This is a genomic window from Paenibacillus sp. SER-28 (assembly GCF_052906305.1).
The window spans coordinates 1-26,054 of record NZ_JBRECM010000002.1 but is presented as its reverse complement, the minus strand read 5'-3'; the positions used below and the strand labels follow the sequence as shown (position 1 = coordinate 26,054).

The 26,054-nt window shown below is 44.4% G+C and carries 23 protein-coding genes; 3 read left to right on the top strand and 20 right to left on the bottom strand.

The window, feature by feature from the left end:
- Positions 1-207: 207 nt before the first annotated feature.
- The 9 genes from ACUYLD_RS05695 to ACUYLD_RS05655 all read right to left on the bottom strand — a co-directional run bounded on the left by ACUYLD_RS05695 (position 208) and on the right by ACUYLD_RS05655 (position 10,311).
- Positions 208-1,473: an adenosylhomocysteinase gene (locus tag ACUYLD_RS05695; protein WP_013311100.1), complete on the bottom strand. Its 1,266-nt coding sequence runs from the start codon at positions 1,471-1,473 to the stop codon at positions 208-210.
- 63 nt (positions 1,474-1,536) lie between these two features.
- Complete coding sequence (gene bshC, locus ACUYLD_RS05690) at positions 1,537-3,168, bottom strand: bacillithiol biosynthesis cysteine-adding enzyme BshC (RefSeq protein ID WP_446674593.1); 1,632 nt, start codon at positions 3,166-3,168, stop codon at positions 1,537-1,539.
- Positions 3,169-3,291: 123 nt separating this feature from the next.
- Positions 3,292-4,230 carry an ABC transporter ATP-binding protein gene (locus tag ACUYLD_RS05685; RefSeq protein ID WP_013311102.1) on the bottom strand — a complete coding sequence of 313 codons (939 nt, stop codon included), beginning with the start codon at positions 4,228-4,230 and terminating at the stop codon, positions 3,292-3,294.
- Positions 4,231-4,241: 11 nt separating this feature from the next.
- Complete coding sequence (locus ACUYLD_RS05680) at positions 4,242-5,192, bottom strand: ABC transporter permease (protein WP_013311103.1); 951 nt, start codon at positions 5,190-5,192, stop codon at positions 4,242-4,244.
- 4 nt (positions 5,193-5,196) lie between these two features.
- Positions 5,197-6,129: an ABC transporter permease gene (locus ACUYLD_RS05675; protein ID WP_023989458.1), complete on the bottom strand. Its 933-nt coding sequence runs from the start codon at positions 6,127-6,129 to the stop codon at positions 5,197-5,199.
- A 197-nt stretch (positions 6,130-6,326) separates the two neighbouring features.
- Positions 6,327-8,027: a peptide ABC transporter substrate-binding protein gene (locus ACUYLD_RS05670; protein WP_250260931.1), complete on the bottom strand. Its 1,701-nt coding sequence runs from the start codon at positions 8,025-8,027 to the stop codon at positions 6,327-6,329.
- Between the two features lie 153 nt (positions 8,028-8,180).
- The gene (locus ACUYLD_RS05665) at positions 8,181-8,570 is read right to left on the bottom strand and encodes a DUF3397 domain-containing protein (protein ID WP_250260930.1); all 390 of its coding nucleotides are present in this window, start codon (positions 8,568-8,570) and stop codon (positions 8,181-8,183) included.
- Between the two features lie 4 nt (positions 8,571-8,574).
- A complete protein-coding gene (locus ACUYLD_RS05660) occupies positions 8,575-9,534 on the bottom strand; it encodes a ketopantoate reductase family protein (RefSeq protein WP_250260929.1) in 960 nt (319 codons plus the stop codon).
- 126 nt (positions 9,535-9,660) lie between these two features.
- Positions 9,661-10,311 carry an RsfA family transcriptional regulator gene (locus ACUYLD_RS05655; RefSeq protein ID WP_165178391.1) on the bottom strand — a complete coding sequence of 217 codons (651 nt, stop codon included), beginning with the start codon at positions 10,309-10,311 and terminating at the stop codon, positions 9,661-9,663.
- A gap of 297 nt (positions 10,312-10,608) precedes the next feature.
- On the opposite strand from ACUYLD_RS05655, the gene ACUYLD_RS05650 reads away from it, so the two are divergent.
- A complete protein-coding gene (locus ACUYLD_RS05650) occupies positions 10,609-11,694 on the top strand; it encodes a hypothetical protein (RefSeq protein ID WP_446674592.1) in 1,086 nt (361 codons plus the stop codon).
- 99 nt (positions 11,695-11,793) lie between these two features.
- Here ACUYLD_RS05650 and ACUYLD_RS05645 read toward each other — a convergent pair whose 3' ends face one another.
- The 5 genes from ACUYLD_RS05645 to ACUYLD_RS05625 all read right to left on the bottom strand — a co-directional run bounded on the left by ACUYLD_RS05645 (position 11,794) and on the right by ACUYLD_RS05625 (position 18,059).
- Complete coding sequence (locus ACUYLD_RS05645) at positions 11,794-13,125, bottom strand: PhoH family protein (protein WP_023989462.1); 1,332 nt, start codon at positions 13,123-13,125, stop codon at positions 11,794-11,796.
- Positions 13,126-13,427: 302 nt separating this feature from the next.
- Complete coding sequence (locus tag ACUYLD_RS05640) at positions 13,428-14,489, bottom strand: LCP family protein (protein ID WP_250268838.1); 1,062 nt, start codon at positions 14,487-14,489, stop codon at positions 13,428-13,430.
- 125 nt (positions 14,490-14,614) lie between these two features.
- Positions 14,615-16,456 (bottom strand): translational GTPase TypA, encoded by a 1,842-nt coding sequence (gene typA, locus ACUYLD_RS05635; RefSeq protein ID WP_061828529.1) that lies wholly within the window; start codon positions 16,454-16,456, stop codon positions 14,615-14,617.
- A 291-nt stretch (positions 16,457-16,747) separates the two neighbouring features.
- Positions 16,748-17,239 carry a hypothetical protein gene (locus ACUYLD_RS05630; protein ID WP_446674591.1) on the bottom strand — a complete coding sequence of 164 codons (492 nt, stop codon included), beginning with the start codon at positions 17,237-17,239 and terminating at the stop codon, positions 16,748-16,750.
- 160 nt (positions 17,240-17,399) lie between these two features.
- Positions 17,400-18,059 carry a TerC family protein gene (locus ACUYLD_RS05625; RefSeq protein WP_446674590.1) on the bottom strand — a complete coding sequence of 220 codons (660 nt, stop codon included), beginning with the start codon at positions 18,057-18,059 and terminating at the stop codon, positions 17,400-17,402.
- A gap of 217 nt (positions 18,060-18,276) precedes the next feature.
- Here ACUYLD_RS05625 and ACUYLD_RS05620 point away from each other — a divergent pair, with 217 nt between their 5' ends.
- Positions 18,277-18,972 carry a TerC family protein gene (locus ACUYLD_RS05620; RefSeq protein ID WP_025722107.1) on the top strand — a complete coding sequence of 232 codons (696 nt, stop codon included), beginning with the start codon at positions 18,277-18,279 and terminating at the stop codon, positions 18,970-18,972.
- A gap of 71 nt (positions 18,973-19,043) precedes the next feature.
- On the opposite strand, the gene thiI is transcribed toward ACUYLD_RS05620, so the two are convergent.
- From thiI to ACUYLD_RS05590, 6 genes are all read right to left on the bottom strand, one after another.
- Complete coding sequence (thiI, locus tag ACUYLD_RS05615) at positions 19,044-20,270, bottom strand: tRNA uracil 4-sulfurtransferase ThiI (protein ID WP_069289993.1); 1,227 nt, start codon at positions 20,268-20,270, stop codon at positions 19,044-19,046.
- A 1-nt stretch (position 20,271) separates the two neighbouring features.
- The gene (locus ACUYLD_RS05610) at positions 20,272-21,420 is read right to left on the bottom strand and encodes a cysteine desulfurase family protein (RefSeq protein ID WP_069289994.1); all 1,149 of its coding nucleotides are present in this window, start codon (positions 21,418-21,420) and stop codon (positions 20,272-20,274) included.
- A 156-nt stretch (positions 21,421-21,576) separates the two neighbouring features.
- Positions 21,577-22,269, bottom strand: coding sequence for a lytic transglycosylase domain-containing protein (locus ACUYLD_RS05605; protein ID WP_446674589.1), 693 nt, complete (start codon positions 22,267-22,269; stop codon positions 21,577-21,579).
- A gap of 221 nt (positions 22,270-22,490) precedes the next feature.
- Positions 22,491-22,883 carry a hypothetical protein gene (locus ACUYLD_RS05600; RefSeq protein WP_061828535.1) on the bottom strand — a complete coding sequence of 131 codons (393 nt, stop codon included), beginning with the start codon at positions 22,881-22,883 and terminating at the stop codon, positions 22,491-22,493.
- A 44-nt stretch (positions 22,884-22,927) separates the two neighbouring features.
- Positions 22,928-23,155, bottom strand: a complete 228-nt coding sequence (locus tag ACUYLD_RS05595) for a DUF1540 domain-containing protein (protein ID WP_061828536.1) — start codon at positions 23,153-23,155, stop codon at positions 22,928-22,930.
- Between the two features lie 187 nt (positions 23,156-23,342).
- Positions 23,343-23,849, bottom strand: coding sequence for a YpuI family protein (locus ACUYLD_RS05590; RefSeq protein WP_061828537.1), 507 nt, complete (start codon positions 23,847-23,849; stop codon positions 23,343-23,345).
- 186 nt (positions 23,850-24,035) lie between these two features.
- Between ACUYLD_RS05590 and ACUYLD_RS05585 the strand changes: the two genes are divergently transcribed.
- A complete protein-coding gene (locus tag ACUYLD_RS05585; protein WP_446674588.1) occupies positions 24,036-25,916 on the top strand; it encodes a S8 family peptidase in 1,881 nt (626 codons plus the stop codon).
- Positions 25,917-26,054: the final 138 nt, after the last annotated feature.

The following is a 26,054-nucleotide window of genomic DNA, read 5'->3' as shown; positions in this document are numbered from 1 at the left end:
TCCATACCATTATGTCTGTTATTGTAGCCCCGCGTCACAAGATGCAAAAAAGCCCCTTATCCCATGAAGCCGGCCCCCGACAATATGCATCAGGTTTCGAAACAACACGGAATAAAGGGCTTACTCTCTGTCCATTATGTCAACCTAAACAAATACTTGCATTAAAAACGCAACACTTTGCAGCGAAAATCGTGATGGAAAATCCGATTACGCGTTCCAGCTGTCCAAATAGATCTTTTGGTCTTCAGTTAACGTGTCAATTTGGATTCCCAGACTATCAAGCTTGAATCGAGCTACCTGCTCATCAATTTCATAAGGTACATTAATAACGGCTTTGCCTAGTTCATTGTAACGATCATTCACATATTTCAAGCCAAGCGCCTGAAGCGCAAATGTCGTATCCATAATTTCCGCAGGATGTCCATCAGCAGCAGCCAGATTCACGAGGCGTCCTTCTGCCAGCAAATACATTTTACGTCCATCTTTAAAACGATATTCCTCGATATTGCGACGCACCGTACGAATGGATTCGGAACGTTTAGCAAGCTCAGGCTTACTAACCTCCACATCAAAATGCCCTGCGTTACACAGCACAGCTCCATCCTTCATCACATCAAAGTGTTCTCCTGTAATTACAGCCTTGTTTCCAGTTACTGTAATAAAGAAGTCGCCCAGTTTGGCAGCCTCTACCATCGGCAAGACATGGAAACCATCCATATGGGCTTCTACTGCCTTGATCGGATCAACTTCGGTTACAACAACGTTGGCTCCCAGCCCTTTCGCACGCATTGCAACTCCTTTGCCACACCAGCCATAACCTACCACAACCACTGTACTTCCTGCTACAACCAGATTAGTCGTACGAATAATGCCGTCGAAAGCTGACTGTCCTGTACCATAGCGGTTATCAAACAAATATTTGCAGTAAGCATCATTAACAGCGACCATCGGAAAGTGAAGTTGCCCTTCTTTTTCCAAAGCCTTCAAACGAATAATGCCAGTAGTTGTCTCCTCTGCTCCCCCACGGATCGTAGAAATCAGATCAGGCCGTTCGGATTGCAACAGAGTAACCAAGTCACCACCATCATCTATAATGAGATCCGGCTTTGTTTCCAGTGCCTTAATTTGCAAATTCTTGAATTCTTCTGGGTCTGGATTGTATTTAGCTAATACCGTAACGCCATCTTCAACTAATGCGGCACAAACATCATCTTGTGTAGACAATGGATTACTCCCCGTAATAGTTACCTGCGCTCCACCTGCTTGTACCACTTTAGCTAGGTAAGCCGTTTTGGCCTCCAAATGTAGACAGATGGTTACCTTCAGACCAGCAAAAGGTTGCTCTTGCTCGAATTGTTGACGTATACGGTTCAATACCGGCATATGGGCTTCTACCCAATCAATTTTCAAATGACCTTCAGGGGCCAATTTAAGATCGTGAACTATGCTATTTTGTAGAGAATGGGAAGTCATACTTTGTTTCCTCCTTCATATTGGTTGAATTTGCACCATGATAAATCCTATATAAAATAACAATCATACATAAATAACACGATGCGTACCTGTCAGATCCAATGGTACATTCATAATCGTATCAATCAAGCTGAGACCATGACGATTTAGAAAATGATAGACCGTATACGCCCGCTCCTGCGGCTGTCCAAATGGAAAAAGCGACCATTCAATACGATCCCACTGGCGAAGTGCTGTTTCATTTTGCCGAAGCAACGCTTCCTGAACTTTTGCCTCCAGATAGGCGATCTGTGCCAGAATCTTCTCGCGGTTGGTTTCTCCGAGCCGTAGCAAACCTTTTTCAATCAAACCTGTCTGCTGCACAAGTGGTTCGTACATGCGGACAAAAACTTCCTTAGCCCCGGAAAACTGATCCTGCATTCCAAGCTGATCTTGAGTGGCAATCCATTGCTTTTTCCGTTTCTCAAGTCCGTCTCTAACTTGACCAAAACTTAATTCATACTTAAGCATATGCTTCTCCACACCTGGCTCTACCAACGTAAAAGACATCCGTGGCAGCAGTATCGGCATCTGTATCTCCAACACCCCGAAAGCATCCCGTGTAATCGCCCAGTAAGCAATCTCTCCTAGACCCAGCACAGATGCCAGCACCGGAAACAGTGAATCCTGCATTAGAGGACGAGTTAGCACATTGTTACTAAAACGTTCGGGATGTCTATCTATCTCTTCAAGCAGTTCATCCACAGTAAACGCCACCAGACCGTGTCGATCCGTGAATAGTCCAGCTTTTTTGAAAAGCAGCAAGCGTTCATCTTCATGGATATAAAAGAGATTCGCGCCACCTTCATGCACATCGGCTTGTAAATGATATCCATAATCTACGATTCGTGTGGCAGCCGTCCGATAAGCCTGCTCCAACTCATCATTGTGCTGAACCAGCCGCTTAAAAACGGATGCTTCCAGCTTGCGTAGCGAAGGATCTGCTGAATCCAAGAGTACTAATCCATAGGTACCGAACAAAAGGCCCAGCAACTTGGCAAAGGCTTCACTCAGTCCATATGAATCCGTTATCCCGTTCTCAATCATGCGCATTATATCAGCCTTATGTTCTGAATCTGGCAAGCTTTGCTCTATATCCGCTATCACTTGCTTCCATTCAAAAGAGTCAACTTTAATGGCACTAACCGAAGAACGGCGTTCAGGTTGCTTATTCAGCTTGATTTTGACGGCTTGTGGGTCATTTGCCATTACGTATGTATGATTGACCTCGTCCCAGTCATGATCTTCGCCAGCAATCCAGAAGACGGGAATAACCGGACGTCCAAGCCGTTCCTCTGCTTCTCTCGCCGCCTTAATGAGGGTAGCGGCTTTGTAAATGACCAACATCGGACCTGTGAACAGTCCGCTTTGCTGACCGCCAGCTACTACCAGAGCATCTGGACTTTCCAGACGGTCCAATGAAGCACGAACCGCCTCATACGAATTGTATTTCTCATTGTATATACGAAGACATGCTACGACATCCTTACGGTTTAATCGCAGATGCCCCGTCTTATCCAGCCACTTCGCCCGTTGGGCATAAGCATCGGCTTGCAGCACATTATATTCATACAAGTCGCTTGCGCGTCCTGTACCCTGTATATAATCTTCTGCCAAAGCCGACCCTCCGCGAAGCGTTTCCGGAATTATTTTCATGGGTCTGCCTCCTGTCTCCACCAAAACCTTACTGCTTGATTGTACCGAAAGCCTATGTCCACGTCAAAGCTTCCTACAAAAAAAAACCGCCGAATAACTCGGCGGTTGGTGCATAAAACAAGATCAGGCGTAAGGCTCAGCTACAAAATGTCCTTTAGACACTTCGATGAGCGTGGCATTTTCCAGGTTATAAGCCCCTGTCTTACTGCCAGATGCATCATGAATCGGGCCTGCTTGGTCGCCTGGCATAATAATCCGTTTTTTGTTGGCTTCTACTTCTGGATCAGGAAGTGGGATCGCCGACAAAAGCATTTTCGTATAAGGATGGATCGGATTTGCATACAACTCAGCACTTTCTGCAAGCTCAACCATTCTACCCATATACATTACAGCTACCCGATCACTGATGTGCTTGACCATCGACAGATCATGCGCAATGAATAGGTATGTCAGACCCAAACGTTCTTGAAGCTCTTTTAACAGGTTGACAACCTGAGCCTGAATAGATACGTCAAGAGCTGAAATCGGCTCATCACAAATGATGAATTTAGGATTAACAGCCAGTGCACGTGCAATACCGATCCGTTGACGTTGACCACCAGAAAACTCATGCGGATAGCGTGTTGCATGGTCAGGGTTCAAACCAACCAGATCAAGTAACTCTTCAATCCGTTTCTTGCGTTCTGCACGGCTACCCGCCATATTGTGAATATCCAGTGCCTCACCAATAATATCAGAAACGGTAAAACGCGGGTTCAATGATGCATACGGATCTTGAAAGATCATCTGCATATCACGGCGCATTGCTTTCATTTTACTTGGTGATAATTTGTAAATATCCGTACCGTTAAAACGTACGCTACCTGCTGTAGGTTCATACAAACGCAAAATCGTACGACCCGCTGTAGACTTACCACAGCCGGATTCGCCAACCATACCCAGCGTTTCACCCTCGCGAATATAGAAATTCAGGTTGTCCACCGCTTTGAGCACACGGTTTTTGCCAACATTAAAATACTTTTTAAGACCTTCAACCTCAATTAAATTGTTGCTACTCACCATGATCTCACCTCCTATTTCTTCAACTTCGGATCAAGCGCATCACGCAAGCCGTCGCCAAAAAGGTTGAACGCAAGCATAATCAAACTGATCAAACCTGCTGGGAAAAGCATCCGCCACGGGTAATACATCCACCCAGTCAGAGCTGATTCAATCATTGAACCCAGCGACGCCTGAGGAGCCTGTACCCCTAATCCAAGGAAACTCAGGAATGCCTCAGAGAAAATAGCACTTGGAACTGTCAAAGTCAGTGTGACAATGATCGGTCCTACCGCATTAGGCAACAAGTGACGGAACAGCAAACGACCAGCACCTGCACCCATTGAACGGGAAGCGAGTACGAATTCTCGGTTTTTAAGTTGTAACATCTCACCACGTACAATCCACGACATGTTAATCCACCCTGTTACACAGAGCGCAATAATAATTGTAGTGATACTTGGCTCCAGTACAACCAGCAACAGGATCGTAACAAGCAAGTAAGGAATGGAGTACAAGATTTCAGAAAATTTATTCATGATTTCATCAACGCGGCCACCAAAGTAACCCATAATTCCACCATAAATAACTCCAATCATCAAGTCAATCATTGCAGCAGCCAAACCAATAATCAAGGAAATCCGAGCGCCCATCCAAGTACGTACAAACATATCACGCCCCAGATCATCTGTTCCGAACCAATGTTCCGCCGAAGGAGGAAGATTGGTGCTCAACAAATCATTCGTGCGGTCATCGTATGGGGACAGCATCGGACCAACGATTGAAGCAAGCACAATGAGAACCAAAACACTCAAGCTTGTCATAGCCAGTTTGTTTTTACGAAGTCGCTCCCAAGCATCTCGCCAAGCGGATAAGCTTTCGCGCTGAATAACTTCAGACTGCTTTTCATCCGCCCCGACCTTCTGGAAATCTTCCGGTTTCACCTGAAGCTTATCCAAGTTCACAGCATTATCTTTAACAGACATAAAGTTATCCCTCCTTCCCGCCAGTAAGCTTAATCCGCGGATCAATAAATCCATATGCAATATCTGTAATAAAACGCGCCACCATCAGCAAAATACCGTAAAAAATAGTAACTCCCATAATCATGGTATAATCGCGGGTTGTAATACTATCTACGAATACCTTACCAATACCGCCAATCCCGAAGATACGTTCAATAACAACTGAACCCGTAATAATATTGGCCGTCATTGGTCCCACATAGGTAACAACCGGCAGAATAGCATTACGAACAACGTGTTTGAACATAATAGTAATGGATTTCAAGCCTTTAGCCTTGGCAGTCTTAATGTAATCTGCATGAAGCACTTCCAGCATACTAGAACGCGTTAGTCGAGCGATAAACGCAATAGGGGAAGCAGATAGAGCTGCAACAGGCAGAACGTAGTCCATCGGACCGTCAAAGCCCATAACATTAAACCAACCTAACTGTTGAGCGAAGAAAAATTGAATCAACGATGCCAGAACGAAGCTGGGAACCGCAATCCCCATGATAGCTAATACCATTGCAACGTTATCTATTAGCCTACGATGATACAAAGCTGCTAGCATACCTAGCAAGAGACCGACAATTATCGACACGATTATGGCAACAAAACCCAGTTTAAGGGAAACCGTAAACGTTTGTCCGATAATGTCAGTTACACTTTGATTCAGCTTTTTCATAGAAATACCAAAATCACCTGAAGCAATATCACCTAAGTATTTAAAATATTGGACATATACAGGCTTATCCAGCCCATATTGCTCCATTAACCGGGCTTGAATCTCAGGAGAAGTCGCTTTTTCACTCATGAAGGGGTTACCCGGAATTGCTTTCATGAGAAAAAACGTCGCAGAGATCAGAATGAACAAAGATAGCAGCATGTAGAAAAATTTACTGATCAAATAACGCGTCATTGCCCGTTTACACCCCCCATAAATTTTTTTCGACACCATTCGATTTTATCGAAATAGAATTGGACTGTCCAATCTACTTATTTGCATGGTTACATGATGATGGAAAAGACCATGACACACAAAAAAAACGGGATATATATGGTTCTATCCACATATATATCCCGAAGTAACTATGAAACTTCAGAATCGAGCTTTAGTTACTGTGTAATATACGCTCTTGTGAAATCAACTGCTCCACTAAAGTCAAGCCCAATGTCTTTTACATTCGGTTTTGTTAAAGAAACATTTGAGTAGTAGTAGATCGGAAGCATTACCATATCATCTTGAACCAGAATTTTCTCCGCTTTCGCAAAATCTTCCATGCGTTTTGCTGGATCAGTTTCTTTCTTAGCTGCTTCAATCAAAGCATCATATGCCGGGTTAGCATAACCTGCATTGTTGTTGCCATTGCCTGTTGTCCACATATCCAGGAATGTCATTGGATCATTATAGTCAGCAGACCATCCACCACGAGCGATTTGGAAATTCAGCTTGTTACGTGTTTGGATAAATACGCCCCACTCTTGGTTTTGGGTTTTGATGTCAACGCCAAGGTTTTTCTTCCACATATCAGCAACTGCCAAAGCAATCTTTTGGTGACTCTCACTGGAGTTATACAGCAATGTTACCGGAGGAAGTGTAGTTACGCCTTCTTCCTTCATACCTTCTTGAAGCAATTTTTTCGCTTCAGTGAAGTCTTCTTTGAAGTAATCATCTTTATTCTCAGTGCGGAATTCTTGAGATACTCCTTTGATACCTGGAGGTACAAAGCCGTATGCAGGAATTTGACCGCCCAATGTTACTCTTTCAACGATTGGTTGGCGTTGAATAGCCATTGCAAACGCTTTACGGATTTTAACATTGTTAAATGGTTTTTCAGTTACATTAAACAGATAGTAGTACGTACTTGCAATCCCTTTTGCCTTAAATTCGTTAGGCAGTTCTTTTTTCACAGCCGGAATTTGGTCGGTAGGAATTTCACCGTTTGGCATACCTGCGTAATCGAGTTGTCCACTTCTATAAGAAGCCAGCTCTGTTGCACCGCTATTTACAAGGGACATCGTAATTTTGTTCAGCTTGATATCATCTTTACCCCAATAGTTTTCACTCTTGGTTACTTCGATCTTTTGACCGCTGTCCCAAGTCGTTAATGTGAAAGGTCCGTTAGTGATCATGCTATCTTTCTTAACAGCCCACTTATCATTACCTTTAACAGAAGGATTTACAGGATAGAAAGTGTAGAAAGAAGTCAATCCCAAGAAGTAAGGAGTTGGGTGCTCCAACTCTACTTGCAATGTATGATCGTCAACAGCTTTAACACCTACATCTTTAAAGTCTGTAACTTTAGTGCCTTTAAAAGATTTCGAAGTGCTCAGGTTGTAACCCTCAGCATTTTTGATATAGTACAATTGGTAAGCATATGGAGGTGCAGGAGCCGTGGAAGGATCCAATACCCGTTGCCAAGCAAATACGAAGTCGCTTGCTTTGACTGGGTCGCCATTACTCCATTTTGCAGTATCACGAAGCTTGAACGTATAGGTTTTGCCGTCATCGGAAATTTTCCAAGATTCAGCTACGCCAGGGATTTCTTTGCCGTCAGGACCCATACGTACGAGACCTTCATACAAAGTTTTCAGAACCGTGTTAGTTTGACTATCCTGAGCTTGTGCCGGATCGAACGTTGGCGGCTCGGATGCAAGGTTAATGCGCAAAATTTGCTTGTCGGCCGCAGCCGGCGTAGTCGAAGTGTTTTCTTGTGCGCCCTTACCATTGTTATCGTTCTTGCCGCCGCAACCTGCGAGCAGTGCGCCAACTGCAAGAATGAGTGTCAAAAGGACTAAAAAGCTTTTCCTTTTCATCTAGCGTTTTCCCCCTAGTTCTAAAGTGGTATATGTTTATAGATTATACAACCAGCGGTCAAAAAAATCTACATTACATTTCTTCAAATTGAGCTTTTTTTTCAAAAAAACATGATTAATTCATATTTTTTCACCTTTTCATGTCACCTTATATCACACGGTATTGAATATATTCTTAAATATACCAACTACAGTCAACAAAATATACGCCAATGTCATCGCCATAAAAGTTAATCTCCAGACCGCTCTACATAATCTTTTACCATCAACCTTCCCTTTTATTCGATTTTGAGCTCCTCCAATTAAACCCAAGGCCAGTAATAGGAGCAGTAGAATCAAATAAAAACCGAATCGAGATGTAAAAATGACGTTAAAGAGTGCTGCGACGGAAAATATCAGAAAAAACGTGGTAATATCCATAGAAGTAAGTAACGATTTCTTTTTTTCCATTTTAAGAATGTAGCGACAAACCGCAAACACGATCAAAAACGGAAAAAAGGGAAGAATACTGAAAGTGATAATAGTACCTTGTATAAGACTCAACTGATCACCCCTCTTTTAGCCGCATGCCTTCAATTAATTGCCACAATAACTCATGAGTTGGTGCAGTAACTCCAGCCCGATCTGCCATCTGCACCAGTTGTCCGTTAATCGAAGCAACTTCCGTCATGGACTGTGCAAGTACATCAGCTAGCATGGACGAGTGATTCTCTGCCGTTGCCCGGCATACACTCTTAATTTGCTCCCACCATGCGTTTTCCCAGTGGATACCATGAGCTTCATACACTTGAATGCCTTCATCGTACAGCCTGCGCATCATATGTATTCGAATAGGGTCCGAAAGCAGCTCGCCATTACGAACTCGCCATAACGCCGTCAGCGGATTGATCACAGCATTGATCAACAACTTGCGATACATACCGTTCTCGATTTCTTTCGACAAGCAAGCGTCAAATCCTGCTGCAACCAGCCGATTTAGCACACATTGATTAAAATTATTGTTCTTCGGCTCCTCCTCTTCCTCCGAACATCCTATTTCAGTAACACCCGATCCTGCATGTACAATAGATGCTACTCCCTGCCTCTTGGCTCCTTCAGTCGTCACAGCAGGGTATACTACAGCTTTAGGCCAAGCCTTTCTAATGCGTTCTATATGGCCGATTCCATTCTGCAAGCAAACAATTCCTGTAAATCTATCCTTTTGAGCTGCAGGCTGGATCTGTTCTAATACTTCCTCAATCGCCCCCTGTTTGGTCATAAGCATTATCCATCGTGCCGGAGCCTGTGAATTTAACAGTTGCCAATCTGCCAATGGCGCTACCTTCAATTTATTCCCGGACACATGTACTGCCGTCTGTCCCTCCTTATCAAACACAGTAATCCCTTCACGAGCAATGATGCGTGCCTGCTCAAGTGTACGCGTCCACAGCCTTACTTTTGTACCTGAGGCAGACAACCTCCCGGCAAACAACAATCCAAGCGAACCCGCTCCAATAATATCAATCACCTTTGTATCGTCTCGCTTCCATCTTTTTTTCTACTATATCATATGCACTCTAAAGAAATACAAAAAACGCCAACTACAGCAAAGCGCTAGTTGACGTTTTATTTCAATATTGCAGAAGTAATCTTGTTACTCAATGCGCTCCAGATTCCCATTGGCGTCCATTTTGAATCTGGATTTAAGCTCTTCCTCATCATCAGTGATTAAAGCCAAGCGCCGAGCCCGGTCCATAATCTGAATCAGAGCTTTATAATCATCATTCACAACACGATAGTCGGTTTGCACCTCATTCACTTCTTTGGACAGCCGGTCATTAATGGAGCGAAGCTGATTCAATTCTTCTTCCTTTTCCCGTAAATCTTTCTCCAGCATCTTAATCTGCCGATTCGTTTCCTGGACGGATCCCTTCCATTGACGCAAGAAGCGAATTACTGCATCAATAGATAACGTATCCTCACTCGTACCATCCGTTCTGTACCCACCTTCGACTGCATCAAGCGAGGCAAAAGCCGCAACCTGTGATACACCTACCGGGTTCTGCTTACGGATATAACTGCGCTTCTGGCGCTGTGCTTTGGCAATGCTAATCGCTTCATCATAACGTTTGCGCACGCAGCTGTTCCAACGAAAGCCACATGCTGCAGAGGTTCTTCCGATTTTTTGACCAACCTCCTCAAACGCAGCGAGCTGCGTCCCACCTTCACGGATATGCCGCAATGTCACCTCCGCCAATATCAAGTCATCTTCCACACTCCATGCATCTTGTCTTATTGCAGTCATGCCTCTAGCCCTCCTAACAACATCCTGAAATAACCGTCTTCATGAACCGATCTTGCCGGTATTTGAATAGGGTATAAAAGCTGTTTATTCATTCCTATGCCTCTCGTAGAGTTCATAGAATCTATTTGATACTAAATTGTATTTCCATTTCTGCAAGAACTCATACGTGAACGTAAACAGTTTCGGGTTTCAAGCATGCTCAGACTGCTGTACAATAAAATGAATGGTTAAAGAAACAGAAAGGATCATATACATTACTATTAGTTTTTTTCGGGAATACATAAAAGGGGAAACCAAATGAATAAACGAATAAAAATCACAATCAGCACCCTGCTGACCACCATTATGTTGCTAACTTTCATATATGTAAGTCCTACTCTGGCCGCTCCCTCCCATGAAGAAAGTCAGATTTTACAAGATAGCCTGTCGATTGTAGAGATAGACCATGAAATTGAGCGAATCAGTCAAGAGCAGCAGACTCTTTTGCAGCGTCAGCGGGAATTGCGAAGTAATCTCACCGTTCAGCAAGAGCAAATGACCATACAACGGAAGCGTGCAGGTTCTGTGCTGCGATCGTATTATATGGGAGAAAGGGACAAGCTGTTGAGTGTAGTGCTAGGGGCGAAAAGTATAAGGCAGCTTCTCTCTCTGTACGATTACTACTTATTATTGATTAGTCACGATCAGGATGTGCTTCAAGAATACGAATCCAATTATCAATCTATGCGAAAAACAGAACAACAAGTCACCCAAGCCTCAATGGAATTGGAGACAGTCAAAACAAACTTACTGGCACAACGTAAACGAATTATCCTGCTTCAGTCGCGTGTAAATAACGGCGTTAACGCCAGTAATGACCCGGATACCCTACGCAAGCTTATTGGCGAAATGACAGCTTATTGGGAGAATGTAGGTGTCTACGAGGTAAATAAGCACTTTAAAGCATTAGCTCAAGCTATGCAGGATTTACCGCAATTCATTCAACAACAACAAGGTGCCATGGTTACAAATGGAAAAGTGATTACGATAAGCATTCGCGAAGAGGACTTTAACCGTTTTTTAAAGTCAGAAAATGAATTGTTTAATCACTTCAACTTTACATTTGCACAGGATCGAATTATGGTAGAAGGTCAGCAGGGAACGATGAAATTAAGAGTAGAAGGTCACTACACGGTAGAAAATGAACCGAAAAATGCAATTTTATTTCATGTAGATCGATTGGTATTTAATGGTCTGGAACTACCTGATACGACCCGCAACAAGCTAGAAAAAGATTTTGATCTAGGTTTCTACCCACAGCAGCTTATTTCCTATGTCAAAGCCACAGAAGTACGCACTTTAGCAGGAATGCTTGAAGTTAAGCTCGAATTAAACTTTAAGTAGACTTTTGCTCACCGTTCATTGTTCTGAATTTTACGTATACAAAACAAGAGACCCCGGGATACTCCCGAGGTCTTTATTATTGTCATAACGATAGGGATTTTATAGCAGATCGGCTGCCAACTGCGCGAGCTTGGAGCGTTCTCCTTTTTCCAACATAATATGCCCGCTAATTCCTTCTTGCTTAAACCGCTCCACCACATAGGTTAGACCGTTACTGGCTGCATCCAGATAAGGGTGATCAATCTGCTCCGGGTCTCCCATCAAAATAATCTTGCTTCCCTCACCCACCCGGGACACAATCGTTTTGATCTCATGTCGGGATAAGTTTTGCGCCTCATCGACTATAATAAATTGCCCAGGTATCGAACGCCCGCGAATATAAGTAAGTGCCTCCACCTGAATACTGCCCAAGCCCATCAAAATTTTGTCGATATCACCTGATTTTTTGGCATCAAACAGATACTCTAGATTGTCGTAGATTGGTTGCATCCACGGGCGAAGTTTTTCATCCTTTTCTCCCGGTAAATAACCAATATCCTTACCCATAGGAACAACAGGCCGAGCAATCAGCAGTTTCTTGAAGCGATGTTCATCCTCTACCTTAAGCAAACCTGCCGCCAGCGCCAGCAGCGTTTTGCCCGTACCCGCTTTTCCTGTAATGGTCACGAGGGGGATATCGTCATTAAGCAAAAGCTCCAATGCCATCCGCTGTTGAGCATTACGCGCGCTGATTCCCCATACCGATTCGTTACTTAAGTACAGCGGCTCTAATCGCTCTGCCTCCTGATTTACTTTCAGCAAAGCTGATTTTCCAGTTCCCATTTCATCTTTCAGAATGACAAATTCATGTGGATACAGCGTATAAGGTAGTTCCAGTGGCTTGATTGGTAAAAAACGGTTAGAGTAAAATTCATCTATGATGGACGGGTGCACCTGTATTGCCGAGTATCCGGGATATAGCTCACTTAGATCGCCTGTTCTATCGGATAGGTAGTCTTCGGTCAGCAGTCCCAATACATCTGCCTTGATCCTGACCAGCACATCTTTACTGACCAAAACGACCGAACGTGGTTCAGGCTGCTCCTGCTCTTCCAGATGATAATTTAAGGCAACCGCCAAAATCCGGTTATCGTTCGAAACCTCCCCGAACATCTCCTGAACTTTCAAAAAACTTCGGTGGTTTAACTCAACCTTAAGCCTTCCACCTTGGGGAAGTGGAACGCCACTATGCAGATGACCCACTTCTCTCAACCCGTCCAACAATCGCGATACATTGCGGGCATTCCGTCCAATCTCATCCGCGTTGCGTTTTTTGGAGTCGATTTCTTCCAGAACTACAGCTGGAATAACAACTTCATGTTCTTTGAAGGTAAATATGGCTTTCGGATCATGCAGCAGCACATTCGTATCCAGCACAAAAATTTTCTTCATTAAATCCCCTCCAAAGCGGCGTGGACAATCTCGTGTTTCATACCTATACCTATTCACCGGGTACCTAATACTTGCTGATTCCCTGAAAAAAGAACCCCAAAGCAGCATAAAACAACGAAAAGTTGTAAGTGAAGATAGCCTCTGAGCCTGTCCATTTTTGAAATTAGACACAAAAGGCCCAGTGATTGCTCACTGGACCTAGACTTGGTTCACTATAACTTTAGACATACCTCAACCCCCTTATGTTATATAAGAGCTTTACTCGCTGCGAGTATAACATAAGTGGGAAGAAAGATACATACTCAGGAATTGGAAGAAGCTGCGGTATTGTCGCTTGCTTTTTTAGCTAATTCCTCTTGTAGCGCTTGCTTGGCCAAATCGAGCTGTTGCTCATCAATGTACACATACGGGCTACGCCACGTTCCTGCTACAGGATTGTATTTCACATTTTGCTTGGAAATATTCCAATAGGTTTGTACGATATTTTTCATTTGCTGTGACTCGATATCTGTCATCATATTCTTATCAACCGATTTAATAATTGCACTAAACTTGGTCAAAGCGTTAAAGGATTGCATTTGGTCAATTAGGGAATGAAGCACCTGATTTTGTCGACGATTACGATCAAAATCGTCAGATTCAGCTGTTCTCGGACGACAATTCGATTTGCGGTAGCGAACAAAATCAAGAGCCTGATCACCGTTCAAATGCTTGGCTCCAACTGTCAGGTTAATATCGGTACCATCTGCACGGTCACGATAACACATGTTTTTATCAACCGTCACATCTACGCCACCCAAATTATCTACTACATCTCTAAAGCCCTGGAAGTTAATAACCGTCACATAATCAATATCAATGTTTAAATATTTGCCAATCATCTTCTTCATTTGTTCTTCAGCAACTTCGCCAGATTCTTTCTCTCTAGCCTTAAACACCGGATAATACTCATTCAACTTGCGAGGTTTATATCCATCCATTTCTAGACGCGTATCGCGCGGTAAGGACACGATGGTAGACGATTTGGTATTAGGGTTCAACGTAGCTACCATAATAACGTCGGACAAATAAGTCGGATGATCAGGGCGGTAATCGGTTCCTAGCAATAAGATAGTCAAAGGCTTAGCTTCTGCCAATTGTGTTTTGGGTACTTCCTTGTTGATCCCCGTATCCAAAACTTCTTCTACCTGATTGTAAATATAGTAGGTATAACCACCTGCTGCCAAAATACCTATAATAAGCAGAAACAAGACAAACTTCATAAACGATCTGAAAAAGCTTTTTTTCTTTTTCGTTTTTTTCGGTTTGGCGGATTTTTTCCCGCTTTGTGTCCGGGGAGGCAATCCGTTCGAAAGATTACTCATGCTTCAACACCTTTTCCTGCGTTTTGAGAAATATAGCTTTCTCCAAGTTTACAATCCTAAAACACACACAGCGGCGCATCCCGTTCCCGGGCGTCGCCGCTGTGGCCAAAGACCAATCCAATCAATTACATATTTGCTTGTGCTGTTTTACGTTGTTTCTCCGCACGCTCGCGTTCACCTTTGTTCAAGATCTTTTTACGCAAACGGATAGCGTTAGGTGTAATTTCGCAATACTCATCATCATTCAGATATTCTAGCGCCTGCTCCAAAGAGAAAATAACAGGTGTTTTCAGTTTAACTGTATCGTCTTTTGTTGCTGAACGAACGTTTGTCAGTTGTTTTTCTTTACAAATGTTAACGACAATGTCGTTATCACGTGTGTGCTCCCCAACGATCATACCCTCATAGATTTCAGTACCTGGCTCCAGGAACAAAATACCGCGGTCTTCCACGCCCAGCATACCATAAAAAGTAGAGCTGCCGTTTTCCGTTGACACGAGTACACCCTGATGACGTCCACCTACTTGACCGCCAACAAATGGTCCATAGCTGTCAAACGCATGGTTCATTACGCCATAACCACGAGTCAAAGTCAGGAAGTTTGTAGTGTAGCCGATCAGACCACGTGCAGGGATCAAGAATTCCAAGCGAACCTGTCCGGTGCCGTTATTAATCATGTTAACCATTTCGGCTTTACGGGAGCCCAAACTTTCCATAACCGCGCCCATGCTTTCTTCCGGAATATCAATAAGGAGACGTTCGATTGGCTCCATTTTCTTACCGTCAATTTCCTTGACGATAACTTCCGGCTTGGACACTTGCAGTTCGTAACCTTCACGACGCATGTTTTCAATCAGGATACCCAGATGCAACTCACCACGTCCGGATACAATAAAGGCGTCTGGGCTATCTGTTTCATCAACACGTAAGCTGACATCCGTTTCGAGTTCTTTCAGAAGACGCTCACGCAATTTACGTGATGTTACCCACTTACCATCGCGACCTGCGAATGGGCTGTTGTTAACCAGGAAGGTCATTTGCAGTGTTGGTTCATCAATCTTCAGTACAGGCAATGCTTCAGGATGATTTGGATCAGCAATGGTTTCACCGATGTTGATATCTTTAATTCCCGCAATCGCCACAATGTCACCAGCGCCCGCTTGGTCAGTTTCAATACGTTTCAGACCTTGGAAGCCAAACAGCTTCTCAATACGCGCTGATTTACTGCTACCATCACGCTGCATAACTGTGACTGCTTGCCCCTGCTTGATGATACCGCGGTTTACACGACCTACTGCAATTCGGCCAAGGTATTCGTTATAGTCCATCAGTGTTACGAGGAATTGAAGAGGCTCATCTACTTTCTCAGTTGGAGCCGGAATGTGCTCTACAACTGTTTCGTACAATGCTTGCATGTTATCGTCTTGCTTTTCAGCATCCATGCTGGATGTACCGTTCAGCGCCGAAGCGTACACAACAGGGAATTCCAATTGCTCGTCATTCGCACCCAGCTCGATGAACAGATCCAGTACTTCGTCAATAACTTCTGCCGGACGAGCTGCCGGACGGTCAATTTTGTTTACTACAACGATTGGCGTCAGATTTTGCTCCAACGCTTTACGCAGTACGAATTTCGTTTGCGGCATGCAACCTTCGTAAGCATCAACGACGAGCAAAACACCGTCAACCATTTTCATAATCCGTTCCACTTCGCCACCAAAGTCGGCGTGCCCCGGTGTATCTACAATGTTAATCAGATAATCTTTGTAAGTGATAGCTGTATTTTTAGCCAAAATCGTAATACCGCGTTCACGCTCCAGATCGTTGGAGTCCATGGCGCGCTCCTGAACAGCCTCGTGTTCTCTAAATGTTCCGGACTGTTGAAGCAGCTTGTCGACAAGCGTCGTTTTTCCGTGGTCGACGTGGGCAATAATCGCAATATTGCGAATGTTTTCTCTAGCATGCATGGTTTGTATCCATATCCTTTCCGTATATCAAAATAGTGTCTCTATCCTGAAGCAGTGCTGATTCAAGGCTAACAATCGTTCTTTAGGCCCACTCCCTGCCAGCCTTCTATATGTTTCAGGCTTTGTACAGACAGCTTCTCTCTCCGATTCGCGTGAAAACCTTAAAATAAGCGTCAGAAATCATTCCGACGCTCTTATCATATCCATTATATTATAGTTGAAATATGTCATAAAGCAAGACATTATTGCCTGTTCCGTAATTTACCGCCATAAAATCTCACAGCTTGTCGTTTACCTTTTGCGTTTGCCACGGTTGTCTAGGACCAACCAGATTCCAGCGCCAATCAGTAAAACTGCAATAACATATATGATACCCGTTCTTAGGGAGGTAATAACCAATAAAAGCACCGATACCAAGCCCAATATTACGCCCCCTGTATATACATTGCGAGAAAGCGAAATATCATTAATGGCGTACTCCCATAATCCAATCGCCACACCTAGAAGTAACAAGGGCCATAAATAGGCCATTAAATGCCAGCCCCAAATATTGCAGAGCAAAAATAAGAAGCCATAAACCGACAAAATCCCTGCCGGCAGCAACATAAAGGGTGAAACTTTACGCTTTATGTACATTGCATGCAGTACGATTCCAGGTATTAAAAACAGCAAAGGCCAAAAGTTTCGTCCCAAAAAGGAGAACGCCCCCAGTTTCCCCAACAAAATAATCAGTCCTACGGCAACAATGCCCACTCCGATCATACGCTCTTTTCCGGAATTCATCGTGGTCTCCTTTGTTTGCTGAATTTGTTTTTAGGTCTCTTAATGTGATTGTTTTTAAGTATATTTTTGTGAATATAGAGTCTTTACAAAAACCGAGTAAACCTGGCATTTGCAAAAACTCTATGTCTATTTTAGCCGATGTTTTCCAAAAAAACTACGTTCAAATATGGCGAGCTCGTAACTGACGATATATACCTGCAACGACAACTGCTGTTGCCAAGAGTCCCGGTAAACATGCATGTATAAGCTCTCCCGTACCTGCTAACCATACACCCAATCGGGGATCACGCAGTAGCATTTCTCCTGCCGTAAAAGCCAGGATTGCAGATCCGAGCAAAACAAGTACAGGGAACCGATGAAGCCAGATCGCAATCACGTTGCTGCCCCAGACGACAATTGGAATGCTAATCGCAATACCAATGACAATAATGGCGATATCCCCATCTGCTAGGGCTGCAATAGCTAATACATTATCTAGACTCATCACAAAGTCCGCTACCAGAATCACCTGTATAGCCTTCCATATGGTTGTTTCTGCTCTTACTCCCACATGATCCTCATTCTCATAAAGCAGCTTAAACGCAATCCATAACAGAAGTAGACCGCCTGCCGCCTGAATAAAGGGTACGCCCAGCAAAATGACAGCTACAAAAGTCAAAACACAGCGCAGGAGGACTGCTCCGACTGCCCCCCACCATATAGCTTGACTCCGCTGCCTTGCAGGCAAGTTTTTGCTCGCCATGGCTATAACAACTGCATTATCACCGCTTAACACCAAATTAATCATTAATATTTTCAACAGCAAAATGATATGCTCCATGTGTACAAACACCCCCATCCTACTTGTATGCGAAATAGGACGAGGCTATGCTTATAAGCCTTGTCAAATAAGTCATCATTTATTAAAAATTGATGTCAAATTTGTTGAGCAAAGACCTTGAAATCAATAACAAACAGCAATATAATGAATCGTATTTCCGAAAAACGGGTATTAAAATAAACAACATACAATGATTTTAGGATGTTTAATCAGGGAGATGAGAACGATTGATATGTCCGGACTTCAGTTCTTTTGGCTACTGCTTAATGTGATATTTATTGACCTTCTGCTCGCAGGAGATAATGCGATTGTAATTGGACTTGCCGCCAGAAAGCTGCCTCCTGCAACGCAAAAAAAAGCGATACTGTACGGTACCGGTGGTGCCCTTCTCATTCGCATAGCAGCCACCATTGTGGTACTCTGGTTGCTTCAAGTACCATGGTTGTTACTCATCGGGGGTGTCATGTTAGTCTGGATCGCGTATAAGTTGCTCGTAGACCAGGAGGACCATACCGAAGTCAAAGCGGGAACAACGTTATGGGGTGCTATCCGCACGATTGTTGTAGCCGATGCGGCTATGGGTCTGGACAACGTGATTGCTGTTGCTGGCGCGGCCCAGCAGCATTTGCTCCTTGTAGTGCTGGGACTATTAATCAGCGTACCGATCGTTGTATGGGGAAGCACTCTTTTTATCAAGTTGATCAATAAATTCCCTTGGATTATCTATTTAGGATCGGCTGTGCTTGGTTATACAGCCTCTAATATGATTACTGAAGAACGTAAGCTGGAACCCTACTTTACTGAGCACCCTGCGCTGCGTATCTTGTTTATTGCCGCAGTCATGGCAGGTATTTTGCTCACAGGATATCTTCAAAATCGCAGAGCAGTGTCCAGTCGAGAAAAAGCCGTCTAAAATCATTCAAAAACTGTTTTAATTAAAATAAAAAGGCAGACCCAAAATAGCTGGCGGGTCTGCCTTTTTGTTTAAAACCAATCTTCCTGTATAACTTCCTCTTTGCGCCCCTCTATAGCTCCGCCTGCCTCCAGGACAAGCGTCTCTGTTGTAGCCACAGCCTGTTCAATCAACACATTTAAATCCCGAATAGAGGCTTCAATTTTTTGAACAACCCACAAATTTGGATTGGTCGTTGGGGATTTAGGAACAAACAATGTGCAGCAATCCTCATAGGGGAGTATCGATAGATCGTAGGTGCCAATCTGCTTTGCGATTTCCGTGATCTCCTGTTTATCCATCATTACGAGAGGTCGTAGCAATGGTAATTCTGTCGAGCGGCCAATCACATTCATGCTGGATAACGTTTGACTAGCGACTTGCCCCAGACTGTCGCCTGTCACGAGTGCCAGTGCTCCTTCACGCTCAGCCAGCATCGTTGCAATTCGCAGCATAGACCGTCTCATTAGCGTAATAATCAGATTATCCTGTCCAGTGCGCGTAAAGGCCGTCTGCACCTCTGTAAACGGTACAAGGTGGATTTTGATCCGACCCGCATAGCCTGCTAATACCCTTGCCAAATCAATAACCTTTTCTTTCGCACGTTCACTTGTAAATGGATAGCTATAAAAATGTACACATTCGATTTCCAATCCTCTACGCATGGAAGACCATCCTGCTACCGGGCTGTCAATTCCACCAGACAGCAGCAGCATAGCTTTACCGTTCGTTCCTAACGGAAAGCCCCCTACAGCCATAATAACATCGCTGAATATATAGGCCGCCTGCTCTCTAACCTCCACACGTAACTCAATATCTGGCTGATGTACATCGACCCTCAACGCTTGAAACTCTCGTAATATAGGAGAACCAATTAAATGATTCATCTCTTGTGAGGAATGAGCAAACTCCTTCCATACTCTGCGGGCATTTACCTTGAACGTCGTTCCCTCGGTCACATTCAGCTCACGCATCAAAGCTACAGCGGTCTCAATGATAGCACCCAGCTCGACAGGAGCCATTTTGACAGGACTTATTGTCGTGATGCCAAACACTTTTTGTAACACCTGAATGATCTGTTCATAAGGCTCTCCTCCAAGAACCACATAAATCCGTCCAAATTCCTTCCGCAAAGAAGCACCGGGAAAGGGTTTGAGCAGCAGCTTCACGTGATTCAGTACTGCCTTTTCAAAACGAGTCCGATTCTTCCCTTTTAATGTAAATTCACCAAAGCGAAGTAACAGCATATCATAGTGCATTTTAACGTTTCCACCTTTCAAGGGATTCCAGCTTGGCTACAGCCTTTCGCAGTGCAAGTATAAGCTCATCGATATCCTGTTCCGTATGTTCATCACCGAAGCTGATACGAATGCCGCCAGACGCTTCTGCCTCATTGCATCCCATCGCCAGCAGCACCCGACTGGGTTCAGCCAATTTCGAAGAGCAAGCCGATTTGGTGGATACTACCACACCTAATTGCTCCAGCGTATGCAGCATTACCTCGGCTTTCATGCCCGGATACGAAAAGTGGACAATATGCGGCGCTTCTTCCCCGCTATTCAGCCGCAGTTGAGGGAGTGTCTTCACTTCTGCGACCACCCGTTCTCTCCACTCGGTCATACGGCGTGCTGTCTCTACTTGCCGTTCGCCCGCCAACCGTATCGCCTTAGACATACCGACAAGCACCGGTACATTTTCCGTACCTGCACGAAAACCCTGCTCCTGAGAGCCGCCACTATGCAGTGGGAAAAGCTCTACACCTTCCCGAACGAATAGTAGTCCAGCACCTTTGGGTCCACGCAACTTATGCGCAGAGAGGCTGTACAGATCAGCCTGCCATCCCCGGATATCAACCGGTAGCTTTCCAAACCCCTGTACACCGTCAATATGAAATAGTACACGGGGGAACTGTTTCTTCAGCGCAACTCCGATATCATGCAACGGTTGCACCCTTCCCGTCTCATTATTGACATGCATGATACTGACTAAAATCGTATCTTTACGGACAGCGGCACAAACCTGTTCGGCGCTCACATGCCCTTCTGCATCGACAGGTAAAAATGTAACCTCAAATCCCAGATTTGTCAGTTGTCTGCAAGCTTCATACACCGACGGGTGCTCTGTCGATACAGTAACAATATGCTTGCCTCTGGTCTGATACTGCAAAGCTGCTCCCTTGATAGCAAGATTGTTGCTTTCCGTTGCCCCAGATGTGAAGACAATCTCTGATGGATACACTTCCAAAGCCGCAGCACATACTTCGCGCGAACGCTTAAGTAACTTATCCGCATCCTCTCCATATCGATGCATCGAGGATGGATTCCCGTAGTGGCGTCTCATGATCTCGGCAACTGTTGTAATCACCTCTTCAAAAGGCGGAGTTGTCGCGGCATAATCAAAATATTTCATTGCACTCCCCTTTTCCGCTCTATAACTGCTGCAACAAAAAAAGACCAAAACAGGGAAAGGCCGCTACATTATAGCGACACCCTTTCCCCATATTGATCCTGTCTGCGGACCTAATCTAATTGAAATTACGCACTTTTTCGTTGTAAGCTATAGGGCTTAGATCGTATATTTTTCACGTGCATTTTGAATTTTGGTAATATATCTTTGCGTTTCCACCGGAAGCTTGTCCAGTACAGCCATTAACTGTTCATCACTATTTACACCAAGCCGCTGCACCCGTCCGGGACCTGCATTATATGCAGCCAGCGCCATATTTTCTTGTCCGTTAAATCGTTTAATCTGGTAGGACAAATAACGAACACCGGCATCAATATTTTGAACAGGATCATATGGGTCGCTGACTCCCAGGCCTTGAGCCGTAGCATCCATAAGCTGCATAAGCCCTTTGGCTCCGGCCGAAGAAGTGACCGACGGATTAAACGAAGATTCCGTATCAATAACCGCTTTAATCAACGCTACTGGAACGCCGTATTTCTGGCTAGCCTCGTTAATCAAATCATCATATGCTGTAGGTGTTGTGGGTCCGTCTGTTGCTGTGCTGGAAGGAGCGCGGTACAATGACGAAGCCGTTCCCCTCGAAGGTCCCAATTGAAGCCATAGCAAACCGTTTTCGTCTCTGGTAACATCACTTGAATTTTCTCGTGTCACAGCACCATCTGTTTCCAATTGACCTACTTGTTCCAGTAATCCGGAAAAAGCGTCCGTTGTACCCGTCTGGGTTGTAGCACTCATATTATTTAACAGCTGCATGTCTAACATGGACTTGGACACGCGCGGATCAATTTGCATGTGGTGTTCCCAACTTTCTATAGTTGTTATATCCCAAATAGCTTGTCATTACTGCTATGATACAACTTTTTACTATGTACTTCCATACCTTTTAATGAAAAAAAGCTCCGTTTCTGTCGAAAAGACAGCGGAGCTTTATAAATCAGCTTTAATGTAATTATATCACTAAGATGATTTTTCTCGGATATACAAAAGAAAACTGAGCTTGTTCTCCAGTAGGGTCAACGAACAAACGGGATAAAAGCAAAATAACTCAATGTCGCCAGCGCCCCAAGACCAATCGACCAAATGCCGGTCGTTTTGCTGCCATTCACATAAGCAAAAAAACCTAAAACTGCAGCAATAGGTCCCAGCACAATTGACCACATAAATAATGAGGCAATTCCTGCAGCCAGACCAATATAGCCAGAAATACGGCCACTATTGTTTATAACCTGCTCTTCACCCTTAACCTCATGTCGAGTCACAGCTGAGCCGGGAGCAACCTCTGCTGCATATTCCTCACGATCATTACGGCGCTTGGCAGATCGTTCATGAATGTGACGGGGGTAATCTACACGTTCGCGGCTAACATGCTCTTTACTCTGATGCTTGTCATTTTCATGATCTTCCATAATAAACTGCACCTCCAAATGCGAAATGAATCGCGCAATAAAATTTACACGGACTTCGGCTTAAAAGTGTGGCAACAGGTTGCGGCTGACGTGGCAGCCTTATCACGTTCTTCTGAACTGAAGCTTTCTCCCGCATATTCTTCTTTAAATTTCTTACCGGCATGACCATCAACTTCAATCATGATCAAATCTGCCTTGCAAAAGTTGTTTTCTCCCCAATAATGGCAATTGGCTACGCTACACTTAACGATTGGCTTGGCCTCTTGGCTCATGATTATCACCTCGGATACATTGTCCCCCCGCTACCCTGCACCTATGCGTTCATGGTATATGGCAGTTGGTGACATACGAAAAAAGCCGCTTCCTTCACCTCCTCCAAAATGGCAGGAAGCAAGTAGAAAACGGCTTGCTTGTCTTGTTTTAGTTTTTGATTAGAAATGATCTTCCCCGTTGAATGCTTTAGGCATGAGTACGTCGAGTCTGCATCCGGCGCTGAGTCAAATAGTCACTTTCATAATAAGTCAGATCATCACGCAATTCTTCAAAATTTTTCGTAATGTCCATGATCACTTCGCGAGCGGCTGGCACTGGCGTTTTACGGAAGCGAATAGCATCTTGTCCCGTATACGCATAGCGTCCATCCTCTGCGTAAGATTCATTTTTGGGATAAAAAAAGCTGTTCACGCAGTCATGGTAAACGTTATACAATGCCTTTTCCGCAAAATCGACGTCAAAATTGGCACGGCGTAAAGCCACACCCAGCTTTTCATAAGATACTTCGGAAAAAACAAGGACATGACGGAGATCCGACAAAAGGCCTTTGTAAAAAAGCACGGACTCCTCATTGCCATCTGCAGCAAGTTGCGGCAGAGCATGCTCATTGAGGAATGTTTCCACCCGTTTCACGGCAGTTTTCAGTCTCTCCTGCGCCGACTCACATAATTTTTGTACGTTGACTGCTGACATCAAGGCAGCTCCCCCTTATTTGTTGCTTGTTCATCAATTTGATTACCCGAAAATAGTCCCTTCTAACCGAAAGAGCTGTAATTTTCAGTATTTATCCTACCACAAATGAGCATTGAAAGGTATAAAAACATGCCAACCTCCTCACGCTAAACCATAAATTTATGAATACTCAAGGAGGACGGTCCCATGTCTCGGCGAAAATGGTTAAAACCCCTGCTCGGAGCAGCTGCCGGGGTGCTTCTCATCACACTGATGCTGCCTTCCCGTGATCACCGCCATACACCGCAGCCCGAATATACGGCCAAGATGGTGCCACAGCAAGAGAAGCAGCTCAAAAAAGGAATGTTGGCTTTGGACCTGTCCGCTACGGATACCCTCACACGCATGGATGCAAGGCAGGATATTCAATACGTGATGCGGGAGCTTGATGGTAAAACTGCTGATCAGAAAAGGCAGTTTACCCGCACGCTCCAGCAATCGCACAGTCATCTTCATACGTTACTGTGGATTCACACACGCGACGGGAACACGAGCACCTATACGGGCGGTAAATCACAAGCTCGTCTGCTGAGTCATCCTCAAATTAAAAGCAGTTTGGCCGCGGCTCGCCGTTCCGTTATGCAAAATAAATCCTACGAATCTGCTGCATTTCAGGCTGAAGGCGGTAAATATTTTGTCATGGCAGAACCATCGGCTGACGGAACATGTGGTGTTGCTGCCCTGGTTAGTCAGCAAGTATTGCGTGACGTGGAGAAGCATCAGCGTAAGAATTTGCGGTTGATTCCCTATCCAAAAGAAGGCAGCTACAAAATCGAATCCGTACATCCCGACACATTGCACGATATTACTGTCAAGACGGGCCACGACAACGAAAATGCAAGTCATTATTTTGAAAACGAAATTGTCGTTCGCTTCCGTCACAATCCTGATTCACGACAACTGCAGGAAATTGCAGCAGATTTACACTGTGCGCCAGGCCGCAAGCTTGGTTATACCTATGTATTTCATTCGGATAAGATGAACTTCAAGGAGCTAAAGCAATATTTTTCAAGAAAGTGGAACCCGCTTTATATCGAGCCTCACTATATGTATCTAACCAATGAGAAAACACCTATCCAAGCCGACAGCTCTATCCCCAATGATTTGCTCTTTTCCCGCTATCAATGGAATCTGCCGGCTACGGAAACCAACCGGGGTTGGAAATTAAGCAAAGGCAGCAAGGATGTAATTGTCGCTGTCGTAGATACGGGAGTAGATTTGGATCACCCCGACCTAAAAGGTCAAATCCTTTCAGGGCATAACGTGGTAAACCCGTCTGAAAAACCTTATGATGACGTCGGTCACGGAACGCACGTCGCCGGCATCATTTCTGCCCTCGTGAATAATGCTGAGGGGGTCGCTGGCATGACATGGTACAACAAAGTCATGCCGATTAAGGTACTTGACCAATCTGGCTCCGGTACGACTTACTCGGTTGCAGAAGGTATTATATGGGCAGCTGATCATGGGGCCAAGGTCATCAATTTGAGTCTGGGCAATTACGCACAAGCTGAATTTTTGCATGATGCGATCAAATACGCCTATGATAAAGATGTCGTATTAGTTGCAGCCACAGGTAATGACAATACGGAACGACCTGGCTATCCAGCAGCGTATCCAGAAGTATTTGCCGTTTCCGCTACAGATTCTTCTATGCACCGTGCTTCCTTTTCTAACTATGGAGATTATGTAGACGTCATGGCTCCAGGTGCAAGTATCGCCAGTACGTACCCAGGGAATCAATATGCTGCACTGTCGGGCACTTCCATGGCCAGTCCCCATGTATCAGCGCTTGCTGCACTGATTCGATCCATTAACCCCGATCTGACCAACAAAGAGGTAATGGAATTAATGAGAAGCAGCGTAATTGACTTGGGCACACCAGGGCATGACAAATATTTCGGGTATGGTCAAATTGACGTGTATAAAGCGTTGAAAGCAGCACAACGTCCATATGTTCCTTTGCAATTCTATCCACAGCATTTAAGTGACAAGTTAAAATCAATTTTAAAGAAACTGGAAACGTAAGATTTCTTATTGGAAAAAAGCAGCCATGTTGCTCCTGAACTGCACCCCATTTGTTAGACACGACTAACAATGGAGGTGCAGTTTTTTGCCTAAATTCAGTTTAGATGAGAAATTGGAGGCCATTCGTAGGTATCAAAG